At 71.5% G+C, this 20,422-nt stretch carries 20 protein-coding genes and 1 pseudogene; 4 read left to right on the top strand and 17 right to left on the bottom strand.

The features are described 5' to 3' along the window. Window positions 1-25: 25 nt before the first annotated feature. From mihF to pyrR, 9 genes are all read right to left on the bottom strand, one after another. Window positions 26-343 carry an integration host factor, actinobacterial type gene (gene mihF / locus O7621_RS18680; protein ID WP_123601181.1) on the bottom strand — a complete coding sequence of 106 codons (318 nt, stop codon included), beginning with the start codon at window positions 341-343 and terminating at the stop codon, window positions 26-28. Between the two features lie 174 nt (window positions 344-517). After that, a complete protein-coding gene (gene pyrF / locus O7621_RS18675) occupies window positions 518-1,357 on the bottom strand; it encodes an orotidine-5'-phosphate decarboxylase (RefSeq protein WP_282230444.1) in 840 nt (279 codons plus the stop codon). A gap of 37 nt (window positions 1,358-1,394) precedes the next feature. After that, on the bottom strand, window positions 1,395-2,804 hold the full coding sequence (locus tag O7621_RS18670) for an adenosylmethionine--8-amino-7-oxononanoate transaminase (RefSeq protein ID WP_282230443.1): 1,410 nt from the start codon (window positions 2,802-2,804) through the stop codon (window positions 1,395-1,397). After that, the gene (locus O7621_RS18665) at window positions 2,801-3,871 is read right to left on the bottom strand and encodes a quinone-dependent dihydroorotate dehydrogenase (RefSeq protein ID WP_282230442.1); all 1,071 of its coding nucleotides are present in this window, start codon (window positions 3,869-3,871) and stop codon (window positions 2,801-2,803) included. The genes O7621_RS18670 and O7621_RS18665 overlap by 4 nt, the downstream gene beginning before the upstream one ends. Then, on the bottom strand, window positions 3,868-7,209 hold the full coding sequence (carB, locus tag O7621_RS18660; protein ID WP_282230441.1) for a carbamoyl-phosphate synthase large subunit: 3,342 nt from the start codon (window positions 7,207-7,209) through the stop codon (window positions 3,868-3,870). Before carB ends, O7621_RS18665 begins: the two co-directional genes overlap by 4 nt. Next, the gene (carA, locus tag O7621_RS18655; RefSeq protein ID WP_282230440.1) at window positions 7,202-8,350 is read right to left on the bottom strand and encodes a glutamine-hydrolyzing carbamoyl-phosphate synthase small subunit; all 1,149 of its coding nucleotides are present in this window, start codon (window positions 8,348-8,350) and stop codon (window positions 7,202-7,204) included. Before carA ends, carB begins: the two co-directional genes overlap by 8 nt. Beyond that, entirely contained in the window at window positions 8,347-9,645 is a 1,299-nt protein-coding gene (locus tag O7621_RS18650; protein ID WP_282230439.1) for a dihydroorotase, read from the bottom strand. Before O7621_RS18650 ends, carA begins: the two co-directional genes overlap by 4 nt. A gap of 70 nt (window positions 9,646-9,715) precedes the next feature. Beyond that, a complete protein-coding gene (locus O7621_RS18645; RefSeq protein ID WP_282230438.1) occupies window positions 9,716-10,639 on the bottom strand; it encodes an aspartate carbamoyltransferase catalytic subunit in 924 nt (307 codons plus the stop codon). Further along, window positions 10,636-11,262 carry a bifunctional pyr operon transcriptional regulator/uracil phosphoribosyltransferase PyrR gene (gene pyrR / locus O7621_RS18640; RefSeq protein ID WP_282230437.1) on the bottom strand — a complete coding sequence of 209 codons (627 nt, stop codon included), beginning with the start codon at window positions 11,260-11,262 and terminating at the stop codon, window positions 10,636-10,638. Before pyrR ends, O7621_RS18645 begins: the two co-directional genes overlap by 4 nt. Before the next feature lie 288 nt (window positions 11,263-11,550). Between pyrR and O7621_RS18635 the strand changes: the two genes are divergently transcribed. Then, a complete protein-coding gene (locus tag O7621_RS18635) occupies window positions 11,551-12,039 on the top strand; it encodes a transcriptional regulator (protein ID WP_123601171.1) in 489 nt (162 codons plus the stop codon). A 109-nt stretch (window positions 12,040-12,148) separates the two neighbouring features. On the opposite strand, the gene nusB is transcribed toward O7621_RS18635, so the two are convergent. The 6 genes from nusB to aroC form a co-directional block, all read right to left on the bottom strand. Next, a complete protein-coding gene (gene nusB / locus O7621_RS18630; protein ID WP_282234646.1) occupies window positions 12,149-12,556 on the bottom strand; it encodes a transcription antitermination factor NusB in 408 nt (135 codons plus the stop codon). Window positions 12,557-12,579: 23 nt separating this feature from the next. Then, entirely contained in the window at window positions 12,580-13,137 is a 558-nt protein-coding gene (efp, locus tag O7621_RS18625; protein ID WP_123601169.1) for an elongation factor P, read from the bottom strand. A gap of 133 nt (window positions 13,138-13,270) precedes the next feature. Then, the gene (gene aroQ / locus O7621_RS18620) at window positions 13,271-13,714 is read right to left on the bottom strand and encodes a type II 3-dehydroquinate dehydratase (RefSeq protein WP_282230436.1); all 444 of its coding nucleotides are present in this window, start codon (window positions 13,712-13,714) and stop codon (window positions 13,271-13,273) included. A 16-nt stretch (window positions 13,715-13,730) separates the two neighbouring features. Next, window positions 13,731-14,807, bottom strand: a complete 1,077-nt coding sequence (gene aroB, locus O7621_RS18615; protein ID WP_282230435.1) for a 3-dehydroquinate synthase — start codon at window positions 14,805-14,807, stop codon at window positions 13,731-13,733. Window positions 14,808-14,818: 11 nt separating this feature from the next. Then, window positions 14,819-15,343, bottom strand: a complete 525-nt coding sequence (locus O7621_RS18610; RefSeq protein WP_282230434.1) for a shikimate kinase — start codon at window positions 15,341-15,343, stop codon at window positions 14,819-14,821. A gap of 19 nt (window positions 15,344-15,362) precedes the next feature. Then, on the bottom strand, window positions 15,363-16,541 hold the full coding sequence (gene aroC, locus O7621_RS18605; RefSeq protein ID WP_123601165.1) for a chorismate synthase: 1,179 nt from the start codon (window positions 16,539-16,541) through the stop codon (window positions 15,363-15,365). A gap of 154 nt (window positions 16,542-16,695) precedes the next feature. Between aroC and O7621_RS18600 the strand changes: the two are divergent. Next, a pseudogene (locus tag O7621_RS18600) lies at window positions 16,696-16,908 on the top strand (MFS transporter); the annotation flags it as partial. 92 nt (window positions 16,909-17,000) lie between these two features. Here the strand turns inward: O7621_RS18600 and tnpA are convergent. Further along, window positions 17,001-17,417: an IS200/IS605 family transposase gene (gene tnpA / locus O7621_RS18595; protein ID WP_282230433.1), complete on the bottom strand. Its 417-nt coding sequence runs from the start codon at window positions 17,415-17,417 to the stop codon at window positions 17,001-17,003. Between the two features lie 19 nt (window positions 17,418-17,436). On the opposite strand from tnpA, the gene O7621_RS18590 reads away from it, so the two are divergent. Continuing rightward, entirely contained in the window at window positions 17,437-18,675 is a 1,239-nt protein-coding gene (locus tag O7621_RS18590) for a transposase (protein WP_282230432.1), read from the top strand. Beyond that, window positions 18,636-19,643 (top strand): Bcr/CflA family efflux MFS transporter, encoded by a 1,008-nt coding sequence (locus O7621_RS18585; RefSeq protein WP_282230431.1) that lies wholly within the window; start codon window positions 18,636-18,638, stop codon window positions 19,641-19,643. The genes O7621_RS18590 and O7621_RS18585 overlap by 40 nt, the downstream gene beginning before the upstream one ends. Here O7621_RS18585 and O7621_RS18580 read toward each other — a convergent pair. After that, entirely contained in the window at window positions 19,558-20,382 is an 825-nt protein-coding gene (locus O7621_RS18580; RefSeq protein WP_282234645.1) for a shikimate dehydrogenase, read from the bottom strand. The two genes, O7621_RS18585 and O7621_RS18580, sit on opposite strands and share 86 nt — an antisense overlap. Window positions 20,383-20,422 lie beyond the last annotated feature (40 nt).

Below are 20,422 nucleotides of genomic sequence, written 5' to 3'. Positions count from 1 at the left end.
GCTTGTTTCTACACCCTGCCGCGAATCAGTTCGCGGCGAACTCCCCGAGCAGGGCCTTGCGCTGCTGGTCGCCGAGGCCACGGAGGCGACGACTGTCGGCGATCTTGAGCTTCTCCATGATCTGGGTCGCCCGGATCTTGCCGATGCCCGGCATCGCCTGCAGCACGGCGGAAACCTTCAGCTTGCCGACAACGTCGTCGGACTCCGCCCGGTCGAGCACGGCGGCGAGGGTGGTCTTGCCCTGCTTGAGTTGCTCCTTCAACTCAGCACGGGCCTTACGGATCTCCGCGGCCTTCTCCAGCGCGGCTGCGCGCTGTTCGGGGGTCAGTGACGGGAGCGGCACCAGTTCTCCTCAGGTCCCTATCGCGACGGGCGGATCGCACCGCCGCTCTGTGAAACGTGGTGTGGCCGGGAACCAAAGGGGCATGTGGTTCCCAGCGCGGGGAAAACTAGCGGTCAGCGACGTTTTCGGCAACGTGGCCGCACCACGATCACGCGGGGGTGATCGGTCGCTCACTCAGATCAGCACCCCGAGAGCCTCCCGACACTTAACAAGCGTCTGTTCGGCTGCGGCCCGCAGCGCCGACGGGTCCGGGCCGGCGTTCAGCACCTCGCGGGAGTACGACGGAAGGACTGCGGAAAGCGCTTGCCCGAATACTGTCCGCAGGTCCTCGGGCCGTCCACCTTGCGCACCCAGGCCAGGAGCAAGCATTGGGCCATTGACATGCGACAGTTCATGGCCGGTGTCACCAACGGTCGCACCGACCACCAGACCGAAACTACCAATCGGCTCCGCACCCACGTTGAGCTGCGAAATCTCATCGATCACCGTCTGAGCGACGGTGCGTCCATCGGACAGCCGGGCGTGCTGCACGGCCCGCCCCTCGGGATTCGAGGTCAGCGCGACCACGAAGACGCCGCCGCCGTGCCGGCCGGCGAGATCGAACATCGGAGCGAGCGCCCCGACGCCCAGATACGGGTTGGCCGTGACCGCGTCGACCGCCAACGGGCTCGCCGGATCGAGGTAGGCGGCGGCGTACGCGTCGACCGTCGAACCGATGTCGCCGCGCTTCACGTCGAGCAGGACGAGGGCTCCAGCCTCGCGAAACTGTCGGATAGTTGACTCTAGGACACCGATGCCCGCAGCCCCGAACCGTTCGAAGAAGGCCGATTGAGGCTTCACCACTGCGGCCACGTCGCCGAGCGCGTCGACCGCCGTCGCGGCGAACCGGGCCAGCCCGTCGACGTCGTCCGGCAGCCCCCACCGGGTCAACAGCTGCGGATGCGGGTCGACACCCACGCACAGCGGGCCCCGGACGCTGACGGCCCGGTGCAGTCGCTGACCAAAGGTCTCCATCGGCTCTCCCTTCCTCGGCGGTACCACCGGGTGGACCTCAGCGCGGTACCGCGACGGCCGCAGCCGCCATCGCGCGGGCGATCCGCGCGATGTCATCGTCGTCCGCCGGATAGGGCGGCATGGTGTAGATCAGGTCCCGGAACGGCCGCAGCCACACCCCGGCGTCCACCGCCGCCGCGGTCGCCGCCGCCAGGTCGACCGGCCGGTCCAGTTGGACCACCCCGATCGCGCCGAGCACCCGGACGTCGCGCACGCCGGGCAGCGTCGCGACCGGAGCCAGGCCGTCGCGCAGCCCGGCCTCGATCCGCCGTACGGCGACCTGCCAGGCCGCGACGACCCCAGCCGGCGCCGGACCGGTGGCCGCAACCGGCTCGGCCCCGGCCGCCGGCGCGGCGGCGCGCAGCAGTCCGATAGAGGCGTTGGCGACCGCGCAGGCCAACGGATTGCCCATGAAGGTCGGTCCGTGGGCGAGGACTCCGCCGGCGGAGATCCCGGCGGCCACCTCCGGGGTGCACAGCGCGGCCGCCAGTGTGAGGTAGCCACCGGTCAACGCCTTGCCCAGGCAGAGCACGTCCGGTGTCACCCCGGCGTGCTCGGCGGCGAAGAACGCGCCGGTACGGCCGAACCCGGTGGCGATCTCGTCGAAGATCAGCAGGACGTCATGTGCGGCGGTCGCCTCGCGCAGGGCGCGCAGGTACGCCGGATGATGGAACCGCATGCCGCCGGTGCCCTGCACCACCGGCTCGACGATTACCGCGGCGATCTCGTCCGCGTGGCGGGCCACCGCGTCGACCAGCTCGGCCAGGTACCGCTCGTCCGGCGCCGCCGCGAAGTCGCCCGGCGGGGCGGACACGAACACCTGCGCCGGCAGCACTCCGCGCCACAGGTGGTGCATCCCGCCCTCGGGATCGCAGACGCTCATCGGGTGGAAGGTGTCCCCGTGGTAACCGCCGCGCCAGGTGGCCAGTTTGCGCCGGCCGGGCCGGCCCTGGCCGAGCTGGTACTGCAGGCCCATCTTGATCGCGACCTCGACGCTCACCGAGCCCGAGTCACAGAGGAAGACGTGCTCCAGGCCGGGCGGGGTGATCTCCACCAGGGTCTGTGCGAGGCGGACCGCCGGCTCGTGGGTGAGCCCGCCGAACATCACGTGCGCCATCCGACCCAGTTGGTCGGTGACGGCCGCGTCCAGCACCGGGTGCCGGTAGCCGTGCACGGCGGCCCACCACGACGACATCCCGTCGACCAGTTCCCGCCCGTCGGCCAGCCGCAGCCGGACCCCGGCGGCGCTGTCGACCAGCAGGGGCGCCATGGCCGGGGGCAGCGCGGTGTACGGATGCCAGACGTGCCGACGGTCCAGCTCCCGCAACCGATCGGCGCGGTGGCTGTCGCCGGGCACCGGCAGTTGTGCGCTCGTCGGCCCCGGGCCCGCCGGACGCGGTACGCTCATCGGCCCCGGGCCCGCCGGGCGATCGACCGGACCAGCCCCGGGCCCCGGTAGATGAAGCCGGTGTAGAGCTGAACCAGGCTGGCACCGGCGTCGAACATCCGGGTCGCGTCGTCCGGGTCGAGAATGCCGCCGACCCCGATGACCGGCAACGCGCCGTCGGTCTCCCGGTGGACGAAGGAGACCACCTCGCGGGCCCGGCCGGTCAACGGACGGCCGGACAGCCCGCCGGCCTGTCCCGCCTGACCGGCGTCGTCGGCGGCCAGGCCGGATCGGGACAGGGTGGTGTTGGTGGCGATCACCCCGGCCGCACCCCGGGCCAGACAGACCTCCAGCAGTTCGGCGATGGCCGACTCAGCCAGATCCGGCGCGATTTTGACCAGGATCGGCCGCTCCCCCACCAGCGCGGCCAGCAGGGTGTCGAGGTGTTCGCGGTCCTGCAGCTGCCGCAGTCCCGGGGTGTTCGGCGAGGAGACATTGATTACGAAGTACTGGCCGTAGCCGCTGAGAGCCTTGTACGCCGACAGGTAGTCGTCGACCGCCTCCTCGATCGGCACGACCTTCGACTTGCCGAGCGAGATGCCCAACGGCACCGGGCGGTCGGCGTGCGCCGGATGCGAGCGGCCGAACCCGGCCCGCTCGTCCAGCCGGCCGAGCACTGCGAGCCGGTCGGCGAGCGCCTCGGCGCCAGCGTTGTTGAACCCCATCCGGTTGATCACCGCCTCGCTGGTCGGCAACCGAAACAGCCGGGGTCGGGGGTTGCCCGGCTGGGGACGCGCGGTGACCGTGCCGACCTCGACGAAGCCGAAGCCCAGCGCCGGCCAGGCGGGCAGGGCCAGGCCGTCCTTGTCCATCCCGGCGGCGAGGCCGACCGGGTTGGGAAAGTCGACCCCGAAGACGGTACGCGGCGCGGCTACCGCGTACCGGGTACGCAGTGCGGCCAGCGCCACCCGGCTGCGAGACAGGGCGGCCAGCCGGCGCAGCGTCCACTCATGGGCGGTCTCGGCGTCACCGCCGCCGAGCCGGAACAACGCCGACCGGGCCAACCGGTACCCGCCGGATCGGGTCACCGGGCCGCCTGCCGGCCGGCTGTCTCCGGGCGCAGCGCCGCGTGCAGCTGCTGCAGCGGCCGGACCGCCATGTCCCCGTTGATCAGCGCCTCGATGCCCATCACGGCGGCGGCGACCCCGGGCACGGTGGTCACGCACGGGGTGTCCGCGGTGACCGCCGCGCTACGGATCTCGTACCCGTCGGAGCGGGCGCTGGCCCCGGAGCCCTGCGGCGTGTTGATCACCAGGGCGATCTCGCCGGAGGCGATCAGCGTCACCGCGTCCGGTTGGCCGTCGCCGGACTCCTCCCAGTGTTTGCGGGTCAACTCGCAGGCGATGCCGTGGCGGCGCAGCACCTCGGCGGTGCCGGCGGTGGCGACGATGTCGAACCCGAGATCGGCCAGCCGCTTCACTGGAAAGATCATCGCGCGTTTGTCCCGGTTGGCGACCGAGACGAAGACCTTTCCGCTGGTCGGCAGGGAGCCGTACGCGGCAGCCTGCGACTTGGCGAAGGCGTTGCCGTACGCCGGGTCGATCCCCATCACCTCGCCGGTCGACTTCATCTCCGGGCCGAGCAGCGAGTCGACGCCGTGCCCGGCACGGGTGCGGAACCGTTTGAACGGCAGCACCGCCTCCTTGACCGCGATCGGCGCGTCCGGGGGCAACGTGCCGCCGTCTCCGGTGGCCGGCAGCATGCCTTCGTCGCGCAGCTGCGCGACGGTGGCCCCGAGCATGATCCGGGCCGCCGCCTTGGCCAGCGGCACCGCGGTGGCCTTGGAGACGAACGGCACGGTCCGCGAGGCGCGCGGATTGGCCTCCAGCACGTACAGCACGTCGTCCTTGAGTGCGTACTGCACGTTGAGCAGCCCGCGCACCCCGACGCCGCGGGCAATCTGCTCGGTGTAGTGCCGGATGGTGGCCAGGTGCGGGGCGGCCAGGGTGATCGGCGGCAACGCGCAGGACGAGTCGCCGGAGTGGATGCCTGCCTCCTCGATGTGCTCCATCACCCCACCGAGGTAGACCTCGCCGGTGGCGTCGCACAGCGCGTCCACGTCGATCTCGATGGCGTCGTCGAGGAACCGGTCGACCAGCACCGGGTGCTCCGGCGAGATGTCGGTGGCCCGGCCGATGTAGTCGCGCAGCGTCGCGTCGTCGTAGACGATCTCCATGCCGCGCCCGCCGAGCACGTACGACGGGCGGACCAGCACCGGATAGCCGATCTCGTCGGCGATCGCCTTGGCCTGCTCGAACGACACGGCGGTGCCGTGCGCCGGGGCGCGCAGCCCGGCGCGGGCCAGCACCTGACCGAACGCGCCCCGCTCCTCGGCCAGGTGGATCGACTCCGGTGGGGTGCCGACGATCGGTACCCCGGCGTCGGCGAGGCGCTGCGCCAGCCCGAGCGGGGTCTGCCCGCCGAGCTGGACGATCACCCCGACCACGCCGGGGCCGCCGGCGGCCCGGCCGGCGGCGTCCTCGGCCTGCCAGACCTCCAGCACGTCCTCGAAGGTGAGCGGTTCGAAGTACAGCCGGTCGGCGGTGTCGTAGTCGGTGGAGACCGTCTCCGGATTGCAGTTGACCATGACGGTCTCGTACTCGGCTAGCGCCATCACCGCGTGCACGCAGGAGTAGTCGAACTCGATGCCCTGGCCGATCCGGTTCGGCCCGGAGCCGAGGATCAGCACCTTCGGCCGGTCCGACGGTGCTACCTCGGTCTCCGCGTCGTAGCTGGAGTAGTGGTACGGCGTACGGGCGGCGAACTCGGCGGCGCAGGTGTCGACCGTCTTGTAGACCGGGCGCAGACCGAGCCGGTGCCGCAACGCCCGTACCCCGTCCTCGCCGGCCAGCTCCGGACGCAGCGCGGCCACCTGCCGGTCGGACAGCCCGGCCCGCTTGGCCCGGCGCAGCAGCGCGGCGTCGAGCACCGGCGCGGCCTCGATCTCGCCACGCAGCTCGACCAGGCCGGCGATCTCCTCCAGGAACCAGGGGTCGATGCCGCCGGACGCCTCGGCGACCTGGGCGACGGTGGCGCCCAGCCGCAGCGCCCGTTCGACTGTGTAGAGCCGGCCGTCGTGCGGGACAGCCAGTTCGGCCAGGGTGGACTCGACGGTGGCCCCGGCCGGGTCGGGCACCGTCCAGAACCCGGCGGCCTTGGTCTCCATCGAACGCATCGCCTTGTTGAGTGCCTCGGTGAAGTTGCGGCCCAGGCTCATCGCCTCGCCGACCGACTTCATCGTGGTGGTCAGCTCCGGGTCGGCGCCGGGGAACTTCTCGAACGCGAACCGGGGGATCTTGACCACGACGTAGTCGAGGACCGGCTCGAACGCCGCCGGGGTCTGCTTGGTGATGTCGTTGGGGATCTCGTCGAGGGTGTAGCCGATCGCCAGCTTGGCGGCGATCTTGGCGATCGGGAAGCCGGTCGCCTTGGAAGCCAGCGCCGACGACCGGGACACCCGGGGGTTCATCTCGATGACGACGAGTCGGCCGGAGGTCGGGTGCACGGCGAACTGGATGTTGCAGCCGCCGGTGTCGACGCCGACCTCGCGCAGCACCGCGATGCCCATGTCGCGCATCTGCTGGTACTCGCGGTCGGTGAGGGTCATCGCCGGGGCGACGGTGACGCTGTCGCCGGTGTGCACCCCCATCGGGTCGATGTTCTCGATGGAGCAGACCACGACCACGTTGTCGTTGCGGTCGCGCATCAGTTCCAGCTCGTACTCCTTCCAGCCGAGCACGCTCTCTTCGATGAGCACCTCGTGCACCGGGGAGGCGGCCAGCCCGGCGCCGGCGATGCGCTCCAGGTCCGCCGGGGTGTGCGCCATGCCCGAGCCGAGCCCGCCCATGGTGAATGACGGTCGGATCACCACCGGCAGCCCGAGTTCGGCGACGGTGTCGTGCACCTCGGCCATGCTGTGGCAGACCCGGCTGCGCGGGGTCTCGCCACCGGCGGTGGCGACGATGTCCTTGAACAGCTGCCGGTCCTCGCCGCGGCGGATCGCGTCGACGTCGGCCCCGATCAGCTCCACGCCGTACTTGTTCAGCACGCCGGCGGAGTGCAGGGCGACAGCGGTGTTCAACGCGGTCTGCCCGCCGAGGGTGGGCAGCAGCGCGTCGGGACGCTCCCGGGCGATGACCAGCTCGACGAACTCGGGCGTGATCGGCTCGACGTAGGTGGCGTCGGCGAACTCGGGGTCGGTCATGATGGTCGCCGGGTTGGAGTTGACCAGCGACACGCGCAGCCCTTCGGCGCGCAGCACCCGGCACGCCTGGGTGCCGGAGTAGTCGAACTCGCAGGCCTGGCCGATGATGATCGGCCCGGAGCCGATCACCATGACATGCTGCAGATCTGTCCGCTTAGGCATGTTTTCCCTCGATCAGCTCGACGAACCGGTCGAACAGGTAGTCCGCGTCGTGCGGGCCGGCCGCCGCTTCCGGGTGGTACTGGACGGTGAACGCCGGCACCTCGTGGGCCCGTAGCCCCTCGACCACGTCGTCGTTGAGGCACACGTGGCTCACCTCGACGCCGCCGAAATCGGTGTCGATCACCGTGTTCAGCGGGGCGTCCACGGCGAACCCGTGGTTGTGGCTGGTCACCTCGACCTTGCCGGTGGTGCGGTCGAGCACCGGCTGGTTGATGCCGCGGTGGCCGTAGCCGAGCTTGTAGGTGCCGAAGCCGAGGGCCCGGCCGAGGATCTGCGAGCCGAAGCAGATACCGAACAACGGCGTACGCCGGGCCATCACCTGCCGGGCCAGCTCGACCGCGTGGTGTGCGGTAGCCGGGTCACCCGGCCCGGGTGAGAAGAACACCGCGTCCGGCCCGGTGGCCAGGATCTCGTCCAGCGTCGAGGTGGCCGGCAGCACGTGGGTGGTCACCCCGCGCTGGGCCAGCCGGCGCGGCACGTTGCGCTTGATACCCAGGTCCAGCGCGGCGACCGTGTAACGGTGCTCGCCCTGGGCGGTGACCGTGTACGGCTCGGCGGTGGTCACCTCGGCGGACAGGTCCGCGCCGACCATCTGCGGCGCCTGCCGGACCCGGTCCAGCAGCCCCTGCGGGTCGTCGGTCAGCGTGGAGACGCCGACCCGCATCACCCCGCGGTCCCGCAGGTGGCGGGTGAGCGCCCGGGTGTCCACCCCACAGATGCCGACCACACCCTCGGCGGCGAGCCGGTCCTCCAGGTCACCGGTGGACCGCCAGTTCGACGGGCGGCGGGCCGGATCCCGGACCACGTACCCGGCCACCCGGATCCGGTCCGACTCGTCGTCGTCGACGTTGACCCCGGTGTTGCCGATGTGCGGCGCGGTCTGCACCACCACCTGCCGGTGATAGGACGGATCGGTCAACGTCTCCTGGTAGCCGGTCATCGCGGTAGTGAACACCGCCTCGCCGAAGGTCTCCCCGACCGCGCCGTAGCTCTCGCCGGGAAAGACCCGGCCGTCCTCGAGCGCCAGCAGCGCCGGAACCCGCCGACGGGGTGCCGCGGTGGTATTGGTGGTGTCGTTCATCGCACGGCCTTTCCGTCGAGCACCGTCGCGTCGCCGCGCAGGAAGGTGGCGACCACCTGGCCGGGCAGCACCATCCGCGCGTACGGGGTGTTGCGGCTGCGGCTGGCCGACTCGGCCGGGTCGACGGTGCGGCTCGCGACCGGGTCGATCAGGGTGAGGTTCGCCGGAACGCCCGGCGCGGGGTCGTGCCCGTGCCCGGTCAGCCCGGCGATCCGGGCCGGGGCCCGGGACATCCGCTCGGCGATCAGCTCCCAGTCTGGTACACCGGCGTCGTCGTGCAATGCGGTCGTGAGCAGCACCACGGACAGGGCGGTCTCCAACCCGAGCATCCCGGGCCGGGCGTACGCCCATTCGCACTCCTTGTCCTCCACCGCGTGCGGAGCGTGGTCGGTGGCGACGATGTCGATGACGCCCTCGGCGAGCGCGGCGCGCAACGCGGCGACGTCCTCGCCGGTCCGCAGCGGCGGGTTGACCTTGAAGACCGGGTCGTAGCTGACCGGCGCCTCGTGGGTGAGCAGTAGGTGGTGCGGGGTGACCTCGGCGGTGATCCGGACCCCACGGGCCTTGGCCTGCCGAACGATCTCCACACTGCCGGCGGTCGACAGGTGGCAGACGTGCAGTCGGCTGCCGACGTGTTCGGCGAGCAGTGCGTCGCGGGCGATGATCGCCTCCTCGGCGACGGCCGGCCAGCCGGTCAGGCCGAGCCGGGTGGAGACCTCACCCTCGTGCATCTGGGCGCCCTCGGTCAGCCGGGGCTCCTCGGCGTGCTGGGCGACGACGCCGTCGAACGCCTTGACGTACTCCAGGGCGCGGCGCATCAGCCGGGGGTCGGCGACGCAGTGCCCGTCGTCGGAGAAGATCCGCACGGCGGCGGCGGAGTCGGCCATCGCGCCGAGCTCGGCGAGGCGTTCGCCGGCCAGGCCCACGGTGACCGCGCCGATCGGCTGCACGTCGACCAGCCCGGCCTGGCGGCCGAGCCGCCAGACCTGTTCGACGACGCCAGCGGTGTCGGCCACCGGGGAGGTGTTCGCCATCGCGCAGACGGCGGTGTAGCCGCCGAGCGCGGCGGCCCGCGACCCGGTCTCCACCGTCTCGGCGTCCTCCCTGCCGGGTTCACGCAGGTGGGTGTGCAGATCGACCAGACCGGGCAGGGCGATCAGGCCGTCGGCGTCGAGCACCTGCGCACCCGGCGCGGTCAGTCCGGAGCCGGCGTCGGCGACTACGCCGTCGCGCAGCAGCAGGTCGACGGGGTCCCGGCCGAGGACCCGGACGCCCTTGATCAGGTACGCGCTCACAGCGAGGTCCTTTCGTCGTGCGCCTGGGGGCGATGGTGCCGGTGCGCATGTGGGTGACCGATGCGCCGCATCAGCCACGGCCGCCGAGCAACAGGTAGAGCACGGCCATCCGGACGCTTACCCCGTTGGCGACCTGTTCCACGATCGTGGAGCGGGGCGAGTCGGCGACCTCGGCGGAGATCTCCATGCCCCGGTTCATCGGTCCGGGGTGCATCACGATGGCGTGCCCGGGCAGCCGGCGCAGCCGGGCCCCGTCCAGGCCGTACCGGCGGGCGTACTCGCGCGCGGACGGGAAGTAGGAGTCGGCCATTCGCTCATGCTGCACCCGCAGCATCATCACCACGTCGGCGGTGGGCAGCACGGTGTCGAGGTCGTAGCCGACCCCGACCCCGGGAGCGAGCGCGGTGGCGATGTCGACCGGGATCAGCGGCGGCGGCCCGACCAGGGTCACCTTGGCACCGAGGGTGGCCAGCAGCAGGACGTTGGACCGGGCCACCCGGCTGTGCAGCACGTCGCCGACGATCACCACGTGCAGGCCGGCGAGCCGACCCAGCCGGGCCCGCATGGTGTACGCGTCGAGCAGCGCCTGGGTGGGATGTTCGTGGGTGCCGTCGCCAGCGTTGACCACTGACCCGTCCACCCAGTTGGCCAGCCGGTGCGGGGCACCGGAGGCGGGGTGCCGGATCACCACCGCGTCGGCCCCCATCGCCTGCAGGGTGAGCGCGGTGTCCTTGAGGCTCTCGCCCTTGGAGACACTGGATCCCTTGGCCGAGAAGTTGATCACGTCGGCGGAGAGCCGCTTGGCGGCCGCCTCGAATGAGATCCGGGTCCGGGTCGAGTCTTCGTAGAACAGGTTCACCACGGTGCGCCCACGAAGGGTGGGCAGCTTCTTCACCTCGCGGCCGGCCAGCGAGGCGAGTTCGACCGCAGTGTCCAGGATCCGGGTGGCGTCCGTCGCGTCCAGATCGGCGCCGGACAGCAGGTGCCTGATCATCGCTGGCCCCTCTCCCGCTGCGGGCCGTCCGCCGGGTGGGCGGCGCCGGGGGAGCTGAACAGACGTACCTCGTCGGAGCCGTCGGCCTCGGCGAGCAGCACCTTGACGTTCTCGGTGAGCGCGGTGGGGATGTTCTTGCCGACGTAGTCGGCGCGGATCGGCAGCTCCCGGTGACCCCGGTCCACCAGCACCGCCAACTGCACCGAGCTGGGCCGGCCGAGGTCACTGATCGCGTCCAACGCCGCCCGTACGGTCCGGCCCGAGTAGAGGACGTCGTCGACCAGGATGACCCGCTGGCCGTCGATGCCACCGGCGGGCAGCTCTGTGGGCCCGACCGCGCGGGTGGCCTTCAGCCGGAGATCGTCCCGGTAGAGGGTGATATCGAGCACACCGACCGGGACGGCGACCCCTTCGAAGGTGCGGATCCGGTCGGCGAGACGGCGGGCGAGCGGCACGCCCCGGGTGGGGATTCCGAGTAGTACGGTGCGTTGCGCCCCGTTGGTCTTTTCCAGCACCTGATGGGCGATCCGGTCGACGACGCGTTGAATGTCGGCGCTGGTCAGGATGCTCTTAACAGACGGTGGCATCGTCGCCGATGATTGGGTGGCCGACGGGTAAGCCACAGCGGACCCCCTTCCCCGCCTCACGGGACGGGTCGTTAAAGGACGTCATGGGTACCGCCGGCCAGCACCCGGCTGGTCAGCGGACACGCCGAACGTTACCAGCGTCCCGTTGCCGGGCCGATATGGGGCGCTGAGTGTCGCATCAGTAAGACGAAATTTGGGGCAAGTCGTCACGATCTTGTTCACTGGTAGCTATTCACCACTTGACCGCGCTTGCGAACCGCCGTACCGTCACGCTCCGTAGCGATCGCTGGGGAAAGCCCCGGGCAAAGCACTGGGAGAGTCCGTATGCCCTCTGAGTACGCCAAGTCGTTGGGCGCCCGCCTGCGCTCCATCCGTCAGCAGCAGGGGCTGTCCCTGCAGGGGGTGGAGGAGAAGTCGAACGGGCGTTGGAAGGCTGTCGTCGTCGGTTCCTACGAGCGTGGGGACCGGGCAGTCACCGTCTCCCGTCTCGCCGAACTGGCCGACTTCTACCGGGTACCCGTGTCGGAACTGCTGCCGGACGGCAGTGGGGTACGTCACGAGCCCACCAGCAAGATCGTCCTGGATCTGGAGCGGCTGTACGACGAGGTCGGCGAGGACCTCGCCTACGTCGCCCGGTACGCCCGGGCGATCCAGCAGCAGCGCGGTGACTACAACGGTCGGGTGTTGTCCATCCGCGCCGACGACCTGCGGGCGCTGGCGATCGTGTACGACTCGTCGCCGTCCGGCCTCATCGAGCGGCTGAACGAGCACGGCGTACTGGTCGCCGACCCGCGGGCGTTCTTCGCCTCCTGACGGCTGCGCACCCAACCGCCGACGGGCCCGATCCAGCTGGATCGGGCCCGTCGGCGGTGTCGCGTGGCACCGGCGGTCGTGGCGGTGCCCGTCGGGGCGGCGGGAGCCGCTAGTGCGGGGTGTACTCGGCGATCCGGTCCAGCAGACCGTTGAGGAACCGCGGCGAATCGTCAGTCGACATCTGCCGGGCCAGCTCGACCGCCTCGGTGATGGCCACCGGGTCGTCGATCTCGTCGACGTAGAGCAACTCGTAGACGGCGATCCGGGCCAGGTTGCGGTCGACCACCGGCATCCGGTCCAGCGTCCACCCCTCGGCGTAGCTGCCGATCAGCTCGTCGATCCGGTCCCGGTGGGCCGCCACCCCCTCGACCAGGCCGACCGCGTAGTCGAGATGCTCCGGACGCGGGGACAGCCGGGCCAGGTACCCGACCAGCACCTGGGTCGGCGGCAGACTACGCATGTCCGCCTCGTAGAGCACGTCCAAGGCCCGTTTGCGCGCCTTGCGGCGCGCCGGCATCGAGGTCTTCGGCCCCTCGGCCATCAGGCTCGGCCGAGGTAGCGGCCGTCGCGGGTGTCGACCTTTATCTTCTCGCCGGTGGTGACGAACAACGGCACCTGGACGGTGGCGCCCGTCTCCATCGTGGCCGGCTTGTTGCCGCCGGTCGACCGGTCACCCTGCAGGCCCGGCTCGGTGTAGGTGACCTCGAGGACCACGCTGGTCGGCAGCTCGACGTACAGCGGCACGCCTTCGTGGGTCGCCACGATCGCCTCGGCCTCGGGCAGCAGGTAGTTGGCTGCCTCGCCGACCGTGCCGCCGGGCACCATGATCTGGTCGAAGGTCTCCAGATCCATGAAGACGTAATCCTCGCCGTCGGCGTACAGGTACTGCATGGTCCGCTTGTCGACGGTCGCGGTGTCGACCTTGGTGCCCGCGTTGAAGGTCTTGTCGACCACCTTGCCGGAGAGCACGTTCTTCAGGGTGGTGCGCACGAAAGCGCCGCCCTTGCCGGGCTTGACGTGCTGGAACTCCACGACGGCCCACAGCTCGCCATCGAGGTTGAGAACCAGCCCGTTCTTCAGGTCGTTGGTGGTCGCCATTTCCTGCCTTGATCATCAATGTGCGGACGGATCTACCAAGTCTATCGGGCCAGACCCGGCTCAGCTGGGACGGCCCGACCTCTACCCGTCCCGGCTCAGCAGGACGCGGCCCACGACCGGCGCCCGTCCCGGCTCAGCGGGGACTGGCTGCGGCCAACCGGGCGACGTGCAGCAGCGCCAGCCGGTAGCCGTCCACCCCGAGCCCACAGATCACCCCGGTGGCGACCGCCGACACCACCGAGTGGTGCCGGAACTGCTCGCGGGCGTGGATGTTGGAGATGTGCACCTCGACCAGCGGTCCGCGCAGCAGTGCGCAGGCGTCCCGGACCGCGTACGAGTAGTGCGACCAGGCACCCGGATTGAGCACCATGGCGGCCTCGCTGTCAGCGGCCTCGTGCAGCCAGCCGAGCATCTCGTGCTCGGCGTCGGTCTGGCGCACCTCGACGTCGAGCCCGGCGTCCCGGCCCACCTGCTCACACATCGCCACCAGGTCGGCGTAGCTGGTCAGCCCGTACACGTCGACCTGACGGCTGCCCAGCCGGCCCAGGTTAGGGCCGTTCAGCACGTAGGTCCGCATGCCGCGCCACCTCCCGTCACGCCGCCACCTGCCGGTACGCCTCGGCGAGCAACGTGTCGGCCGGGCCGTCGAGGATTCCCGGCCGGGCCAGCGCGTCGAGCACCACCAACCGCAGCCGGCTGCCCCGGGCCTTCTTGTCCACCCGCATCGTGGCCAGCAGCTCCGGCCACGCGTCGGCCCGGTAGCTGGTGGGCAGCCCCAGGGCGGCGAGCACCGACACGTGCCGGTCGGCGACCGTCGCGTCGAGCCGGCCGGCCAGCCGGGCCAGGGTCGCCGCGTAGACCAGGCCGACCGACACCGCGTGCCCGTGGCGCCAGCGGTAGCCTTCTACCTTCTCAATCGCGTGGGCCAGCGTGTGCCCGTAGTTGAGCACCTCACGCAGCCCCGACTCGCGCAGGTCGTCACCGACCACGTCGGCCTTGACCCGCACGGCGCGCTCGATCAGTTCCCGCACCTGCGGCCCGTTCGGGTCGGCGGCCGCCGCCGGATCGGCCTCGATCAGCTCCAGGATCGCCGGGTCGGCGATGAACCCGCACTTGACCACCTCGGCCAGCCCGGCGACCAGGTCGACCGGCGGAAGGCTGGCCAGCAGATCCAGGTCGGCCAGCACCCCGGCCGGCGGGTGGAAGGCGCCCACCAGGTTCTTGCCGGCCGCCGTGTTGATCCCGGTCTTGCCGCCCACCGCCGCGTCGACCATGCCGAGCAGGCTGGTCGCCACCGGCACCCAGCGGACCCCGCGCAGCCAGCAGGCGGCCACGAAACCCGCCAGGTCGGTCACCGCACCGCCGCCGACCCCGACCACCGCGTCGGTACGGGTGAAGCCGGCCGCGCCCAGCTCCGCCCACGCCTGCCCGGCGACCTCGAGCGACTTGCCGGCCTCGGCGTCCGGCACCTCGATCAGCAGCGGCTTGACCCCGGCCGCGGCGCAGCCGGCGGCGATCCGGTCGGCCTGGCCCTGCAACGGAGGCGCGTGCAGTACCGCCACCCGGTCCGCGCCGGGCAGCAGGTCGGACAGCTGGTCGAGCAGCCCATGACCGACCAGCACGTCGTACGGTCGGTCGCCGGGCACCGGGATGCGGGTCGTCGAGTTCATCGGCGCCGAGCCTAGTACCCGGACCGGTCGGCCGGTGTACGCAGCAGGGTGGCGATCTCCTCGGCGACCTGTTCCGGGGTACGGCCGTCGGTTGCCACCCGGTGCGTGGCGACCTGCTCGTAGAGCGGGCGACGCTGCTCCAGCAGGTGCCGCAGCGTGGCCCGCGGGTTGATCGCCAGCAGCGGCCGGCCGGCGTCGAGGCCGACCCGGCGGACCGCGTCGGCCAACTCGACACCGAGGTGGACCACGGTGTGCCCGGCGAGCGCGGCGCGGGTCTCGTCGGCCAGCACCGCGCCGCCGCCGAGCGCGAGCACGCCGTCGAAGCCGCGCAGTGCCGCCCGGACAGCCGCCCGCTCCAGGGCCCGGAAGTGCTCCTCGCCGTCGTCGACGAAGATCTCCGGGATCGGCTTGCAGGCCGCCGCCACGATGTCGCTGTCGGTGTCGCGGAAGTCGCAGCCGAGCAGCCCGGCCAGCGCCGTACCGGTGCTCGTCTTGCCCGCGCCGGGCGCGCCGACCAGCACGCAGACCGGGGCCATCAGCGGATCACCGGAGCCATCAGCGGATCACCAGGTGGTCCAGGTATCCGGCGAGGTTGCGGCGGATCTCGGCGACCGAGTCGCCGCCGAACTTCTCGGTGGCCGCCTCGGCCAGCACCAGCGCCACCATCGCCTCGGCCACCACCGCGGCGGCCGGCACCGCGCAGACGTCGGACCGCTGGTTGATCGCGGTCGCCGGCTCACCGGTGACGACGTCGACGGTCGACAGCGCCCGGTTCAACGAGGAGATCGGCTTCATCGCGGCCCGTACCCGCAGCGGCTCGCCGGTGGTGATGCCGCCCTCCAGCCCGCCGGCCCGGTCGGTGACCCGGCGCACCCCGGCGGCGGTCGGGATGATCTCGTCGTGCGCGACCGAACCCCGCGACCGGGCCTGCTGCCAGGCGTCGCCGATCTCCACACCCTTGACCGCCTGGATCGACAGCACCGCGGCGGCCAGCCGGGCGTCGAGCTTACGGTCCCACTGAACGTGGCTGCCCAGCCCCGGCGGCACCCCGTAGGCGAGCACCTCGACGATACCGCCGAGGGTGTCGGCGTCGGACTTGGCGGCGTCCACCTCGGCGACCATCCGGGCGCTCGCCTCGGGGTCGAGGCAGCGCAGCGGGTCGGCGTCGACCCGCTCGGCGTCCTCCGGGCGGGGCTGCAGCCCGGGTTTGGCGGCCACCGAACCGAGCTCGACCACGTGCGACACGATCTCGATGCCCAGTGCCTGCCGGCACAGCGCCCGGGCGACCGTACCGACGGCGACCCGGGCGGCGGTCTCCCGGGCGCTGGCCCGCTCCAGGATCGGCCGGGCGTCGGTGTGGCCGTACTTCTGCATCCCGGCCAGGTCGGCGTGCCCCGGCCGGGGCCGGGTCAACGGGGCGTTGCGGGCCTGCCCGGCCAGCTCGTCCGGGTCGACCGGGTCGGCAGCCATCACGGTGCGCCACTTCGGCCACTCCGAGTTGCCCACCCGGATCGCGACCGGGCTGCCCAGCGTCACCCCGTGCCGCAGGCCGCCGACGATCTCGATCTCGTCCTGCTCGAAACTCATCCGGGCGCCCCGGCCGTAGCCGAGCCGCCGACGGGCCAGCTCGCGACCGATCTCGGCACTGGTCACCTCGACGCCGGCGGGGACGCCTTCGAGGAGTGCGACCAGTGCGGGGCCGTGGGATTCACCTGCGGTCAGCCAACGCAACACGTCGGAAAGTGTGGCACGGCGTGGTCGGGGCCCGGTGACCCACGTCGCCCGCGTCCCGCCCTCCGGACACCGCTGGAGCTGACCTAACGTACGGTTGGTCGGTCTCGGGGGGTGGGGTTTCGTTCCGGCCGACATCCGCCGCCGACCAGCGGTGCTGCTCATCCTGCTCGGCGCGGTCACCGCGGTGGGGCCGCTGTCGATCGACATGTACCTGCCGGCGTTCCCGGCGATCAGCGACGACCTCGCCGCAACCCCGGCCCGGGTGCAGCTGTCGCTGACCGCCTGCCTGATCGGCGTCGCGTTCGGGCAACTGGTCGGCGGGCCGGTGAGCGACCGGTGGGGGCGGCGGCGACCGGCGCTGGCCGGCTTCCCGGGCTACCGGAATGCGGGCCAGTGCTCCGGCCTTCAGGCCGGGGGTGAAGGCCCGCGCTGGGAGGGCCGCCAGGCCCGAGCAGTGCCTTAACCGGGACGGTTCTGCTGCTCGATGTACTGCTTGATGACGCTCAACGGTGCGCCGCCGACAGACCCGGCGAAGTACGAGCCGGACCAGAGTTTGTTGGCCCGGTAGTAGTGGCGCACCAGGTCGGGGAACTCCTGCCGGAGGCGGCGCGAGGAGACCCCTTTGAGGCTGTTGACCAGCCTGGCCACGGCGACCTTGGGCGGAAAGTTGACCAGCAGGTGGACGTGGTTGTGTCCGCCGTTGAACTCGACCAGTTCGGCCTCGAAGTCGGCGCACACGTCTCGCATGATCGCCTCCATCCGGGTCAGGTGCCGGTCGGCGAACACGTTGTGCCGGAACTTCGCCACGAAAACCAAGTGGACATGCATCGCGAAAGTGCAGTGCCTGCCGGTGCGGATGCCTTGAAGTTCGACCATAGACCAACATGATACAGTGATGGCCGTGCAGCTCCGTTACAACTACCGGATCACCCCGGACGCCGCCCAGCGCACCGCGCTGGCGCAGGCGTTCGGGTGTGCCCGGGTGGTTTTCAACGACGGACTCAGGCTGCGTCAGCAGGCCCGCGAGGCGGGCGAGAAGTACATCTCCGACGGCGACCTGTCGAAGTTGGTCATCACAGCGGCCAGGGCCAGCGAGGACCGGGCCTGGCTGGGTGAGGTGTCGGCCGTGGTGTTGCAGCAGGCCCTCGCCGATCTGAACACCGCGTACCGCAACTTCTTCAACTCGCTGTCCGGCAAACGCCGGGGCCGCACGGTGGCCCCGCCCCGGTACCGGTCCCGTAAGGACAACCGGCAGGCGATCCGGTTCACGAAGAACTCCCGGTTCAAGGTCTGTGACAACGGCCGCCTGCGGCTGCCGAAGATCGGCGACGTTGCGGTGCGCTGGTCGCGCGGCCTGCCGTCGGATCCCACCTCGGTCACCGTGATCAAGGACACAGCAGGCCGGTACTTCGCCTCGTTCGTCGTGCAGATCGGCGAGGACGAGACGCTGCCGCCGGTCGACTCCGAGATCGGCATCGATCTGGGCCTGACCCACTTCGCGGTCATGTCCGACGGCACGAAGGTGACCGCCCCGAGGTTTCTGCGCCGCGCGGCCCGCAAGCTCAAGCGGTTGCAGCAGGCACTCTCACGCAAGCAGAGGGGCAGCAACCGCCGCAGGAAAGCCGTGATCGAGGTGGCCCGCGCTCACGCGCGGGTAGCCGACACCCGGCGGGACTGGCAGCACAAGCTGTCCACGGCGATCATCCGTGACAACCAAGCGGTGTACGTCGAGGACCTGTGCGTTGTTGGTCTCGGCCGGACTCGGCTGGCGAAGTCCGTGCACGATGCGGGCTGGGCCGCCTTCACCGGCATGCTGGAGTACAAGGCGGAGCGGTACGGGCGCGCGTTCGCCCGGGTGGACCGGTGGCTCCCGTCCACCCGGATGTGCTGCGACTGCGGCCGGATCAACGAGAAGATCGCGTTGAACGTCCGGGAGTGGGACTGCCCGTGCGGCAGTCACCACGACCGGGACATCAACGCCGCCATCAACATCAAGGCCGCCGGACAGGCGGACTTCAACGACCGTCGAGCGCACGTAAGACCGGGACTTGTCCCGGCGGCGCGCAGTGAAGCGGTAACCCACCCGGACGCCGCGTGTTCCACACGCAGCGTGGAGGGAATCCTCGTCCCTTAAGGCGAGGAGGATGTCAAGTCGTCGTCTCGCTGGCGTGCGCGCTGGCCCCGAACGCCGAGGCACTGGCCGGGTTGCGGCTGCTCCAGGGCTTCGCCGGCGGGGTAGGGGTGGTCGTCGCCCGCGCGGTGGTGCGCGACCTCTACTCGGGTGCCGACGCGGCCCGGTTCTTCTCCCGTCTGCTGATCATCTTCGGGGTGGCACCGATCGCCGCGCCGGTGCTCGGCGCGGCGGTGCTGCGGGTGGCCTCCTGGCGGGAGATCTTCGTCGCCCTCGCGGTACTCGCCGCGCTGCTCACCGTCGCCATGGCCCGCTGGTTGCCGGAGACCCTGCCGCAGGAGCGCCGCAACCCGGACGGTCTGGCCGGCGCCGTCCGGGCGGCCCGGCTGGTCCTCACCGACCGGGCGTTCGTCGGGTACGCGTCCACCCAGGGTCTGGCGTTCGCCGGCTTGTTCGCCTACATCTCCGGATCGCCGTACGTGCTGCAGGACGGCTTCGGGCTGTCGCCGACCATGTTCAGCCTGGTGTTCGGGGCCAACGCGGTCGGGCTGATCGCGCTCGGGCAGGTCAACGCCCGACTGGTCGGCCGGTACCGGACCCGGCCATTGTTCGTCGGCGCGTTGACCGCCGGAGCCTGCGCTGCGGCGCTGCTGGTGGCCGGCGCGACCACCGGCCAGCTGTGGCTGATCGTGCCGGCGCTGGCCGGCTACGTCGCCACGATCGGGATGCTCATGCCGAACGGGACCGCGCTGGCCCTGCAGGAGCACGCCCGGCACGCCGGCACCGCCGCCGCCCTGCTCGGCGCGGTCCAGTCGGGAATCGCCTCGCTGGCCGCGCCGGTGGTCGGGCTGGCCGGCACGGCCAGCGCCACCCCGATGGCGCTGATCATCCTCGGCGCGGCGGGGCTGTCACTGGTCGCCGTGTCGACAGCGCGGCCCGCATCGCCGGTACCGGCGCGGCGACCCCGGTGAACTGTTCGAACTGCCCGACCGCCTGGGCCAGCAGCAGATCCAGTCCGGAGACCACCCGGCAACCGGCGGCGGCCGCCGCCGAGGCCAGTGGAGTCGGCCAGGGATCGTAGATCGCATCGAAGCAGACCGTGCCGGATACCCACGGCAGCTGGCCGGCGTACGGGTCGGCGGCTCCCTTCGGCAGGGTGGAGACCAGTACGTCGGTGCCGGCCGCCGCCGTCGGGGCCGCCGATAGGTCGGCACCGGTCATCGACACGCCGAGCGCACCGGCGACCGGCACCAGCTCGTCGACCGCCGCCGGCCGTCGGGCCGCCACGATCACCGAGTCGGCGGCCAACGCGGCGGCGGCCGCCAACGCGGCCCGGGCGGTACCGCCGGCGCCGAGCACGGTGAACCGGGCCCCGGCGCCGACGCCGGCGTCGCGCAGCACCGCGACCATCCCCGGCACGTCGGTGTTGTCGGCGAACCAGGTGCCGTCGGCCCGACGTACCAGGGTGTTGGCCGCCCCGACTGCGGTGGCCACCGACGAGGCCCGCCCGGCCAGGGCGAGCGCCGCCTCCTTCAACGGCATGGTGACCGACAGCCCGGCCCACTCCGGGCCGAGGCCGGCGACCAGGCCCGGCAGCTGCACCTCGGCGCATTCGATCGCGGTGTAGCTCCAGCCGGTCAGCCCGGCGGCCCGGTAGCCGGCGTTGTGGATCACCGGCGACAGTGAGTGCCCGACCGGCTTGCCGAGCACCGCGGCCCGCCGCCGGACGGCGGTGGACGGTCGGGGGTCG

Source organism: Solwaraspora sp. WMMD937 (genome assembly GCF_029581175.1).
In the GTDB taxonomy this organism is placed as follows: Bacteria; Actinomycetota; Actinomycetes; order Mycobacteriales; family Micromonosporaceae; genus Micromonospora_E.
Note: the sequence above shows the minus strand (reverse complement) of the source record. Positions and strands in the feature narration are given on the sequence as shown.

What these genes read in the sequence shown, in the direction of transcription:
- pyrF (WP_282230444.1), bottom strand. Translation starts at nt 1,357, where the DNA reads ATGGAGACCTTTGGTCAGCGACTGCACCGGGCCGTCAGCGTCCGGGGC.
- O7621_RS18670 (WP_282230443.1), bottom strand. Translation starts at nt 2,804, where the DNA reads ATGAGCGTACCGCGTCCGGCGGGCCCGGGGCCGACGAGCGCACAACTG.
- carB (WP_282230441.1), bottom strand. Translation starts at nt 7,209, where the DNA reads ATGCCTAAGCGGACAGATCTGCAGCATGTCATGGTGATCGGCTCCGGG.
- carA (WP_282230440.1), bottom strand. Translation starts at nt 8,350, where the DNA reads ATGAACGACACCACCAATACCACCGCGGCACCCCGTCGGCGGGTTCCG.
- O7621_RS18645 (WP_282230438.1), bottom strand. Translation starts at nt 10,639, where the DNA reads ATGATCAGGCACCTGCTGTCCGGCGCCGATCTGGACGCGACGGACGCC.
- O7621_RS18635 (WP_123601171.1), top strand. Translation starts at nt 11,551, where the DNA reads ATGCCCTCTGAGTACGCCAAGTCGTTGGGCGCCCGCCTGCGCTCCATC.
- nusB (WP_282234646.1), bottom strand. Translation starts at nt 12,556, where the DNA reads ATGCCGGCGCGCCGCAAGGCGCGCAAACGGGCCTTGGACGTGCTCTAC.
- efp (WP_123601169.1), bottom strand. Translation starts at nt 13,137, where the DNA reads ATGGCGACCACCAACGACCTGAAGAACGGGCTGGTTCTCAACCTCGAT.
- aroQ (WP_282230436.1), bottom strand. Translation starts at nt 13,714, where the DNA reads ATGCGGACCTACGTGCTGAACGGCCCTAACCTGGGCCGGCTGGGCAGC.
- aroB (WP_282230435.1), bottom strand. Translation starts at nt 14,807, where the DNA reads ATGAACTCGACGACCCGCATCCCGGTGCCCGGCGACCGACCGTACGAC.
- O7621_RS18610 (WP_282230434.1), bottom strand. Translation starts at nt 15,343, where the DNA reads ATGGCCCCGGTCTGCGTGCTGGTCGGCGCGCCCGGCGCGGGCAAGACG.
- tnpA (WP_282230433.1), bottom strand. Translation starts at nt 17,417, where the DNA reads ATGGTCGAACTTCAAGGCATCCGCACCGGCAGGCACTGCACTTTCGCG.
- O7621_RS18590 (WP_282230432.1), top strand. Translation starts at nt 17,437, where the DNA reads ATGGCCGTGCAGCTCCGTTACAACTACCGGATCACCCCGGACGCCGCC.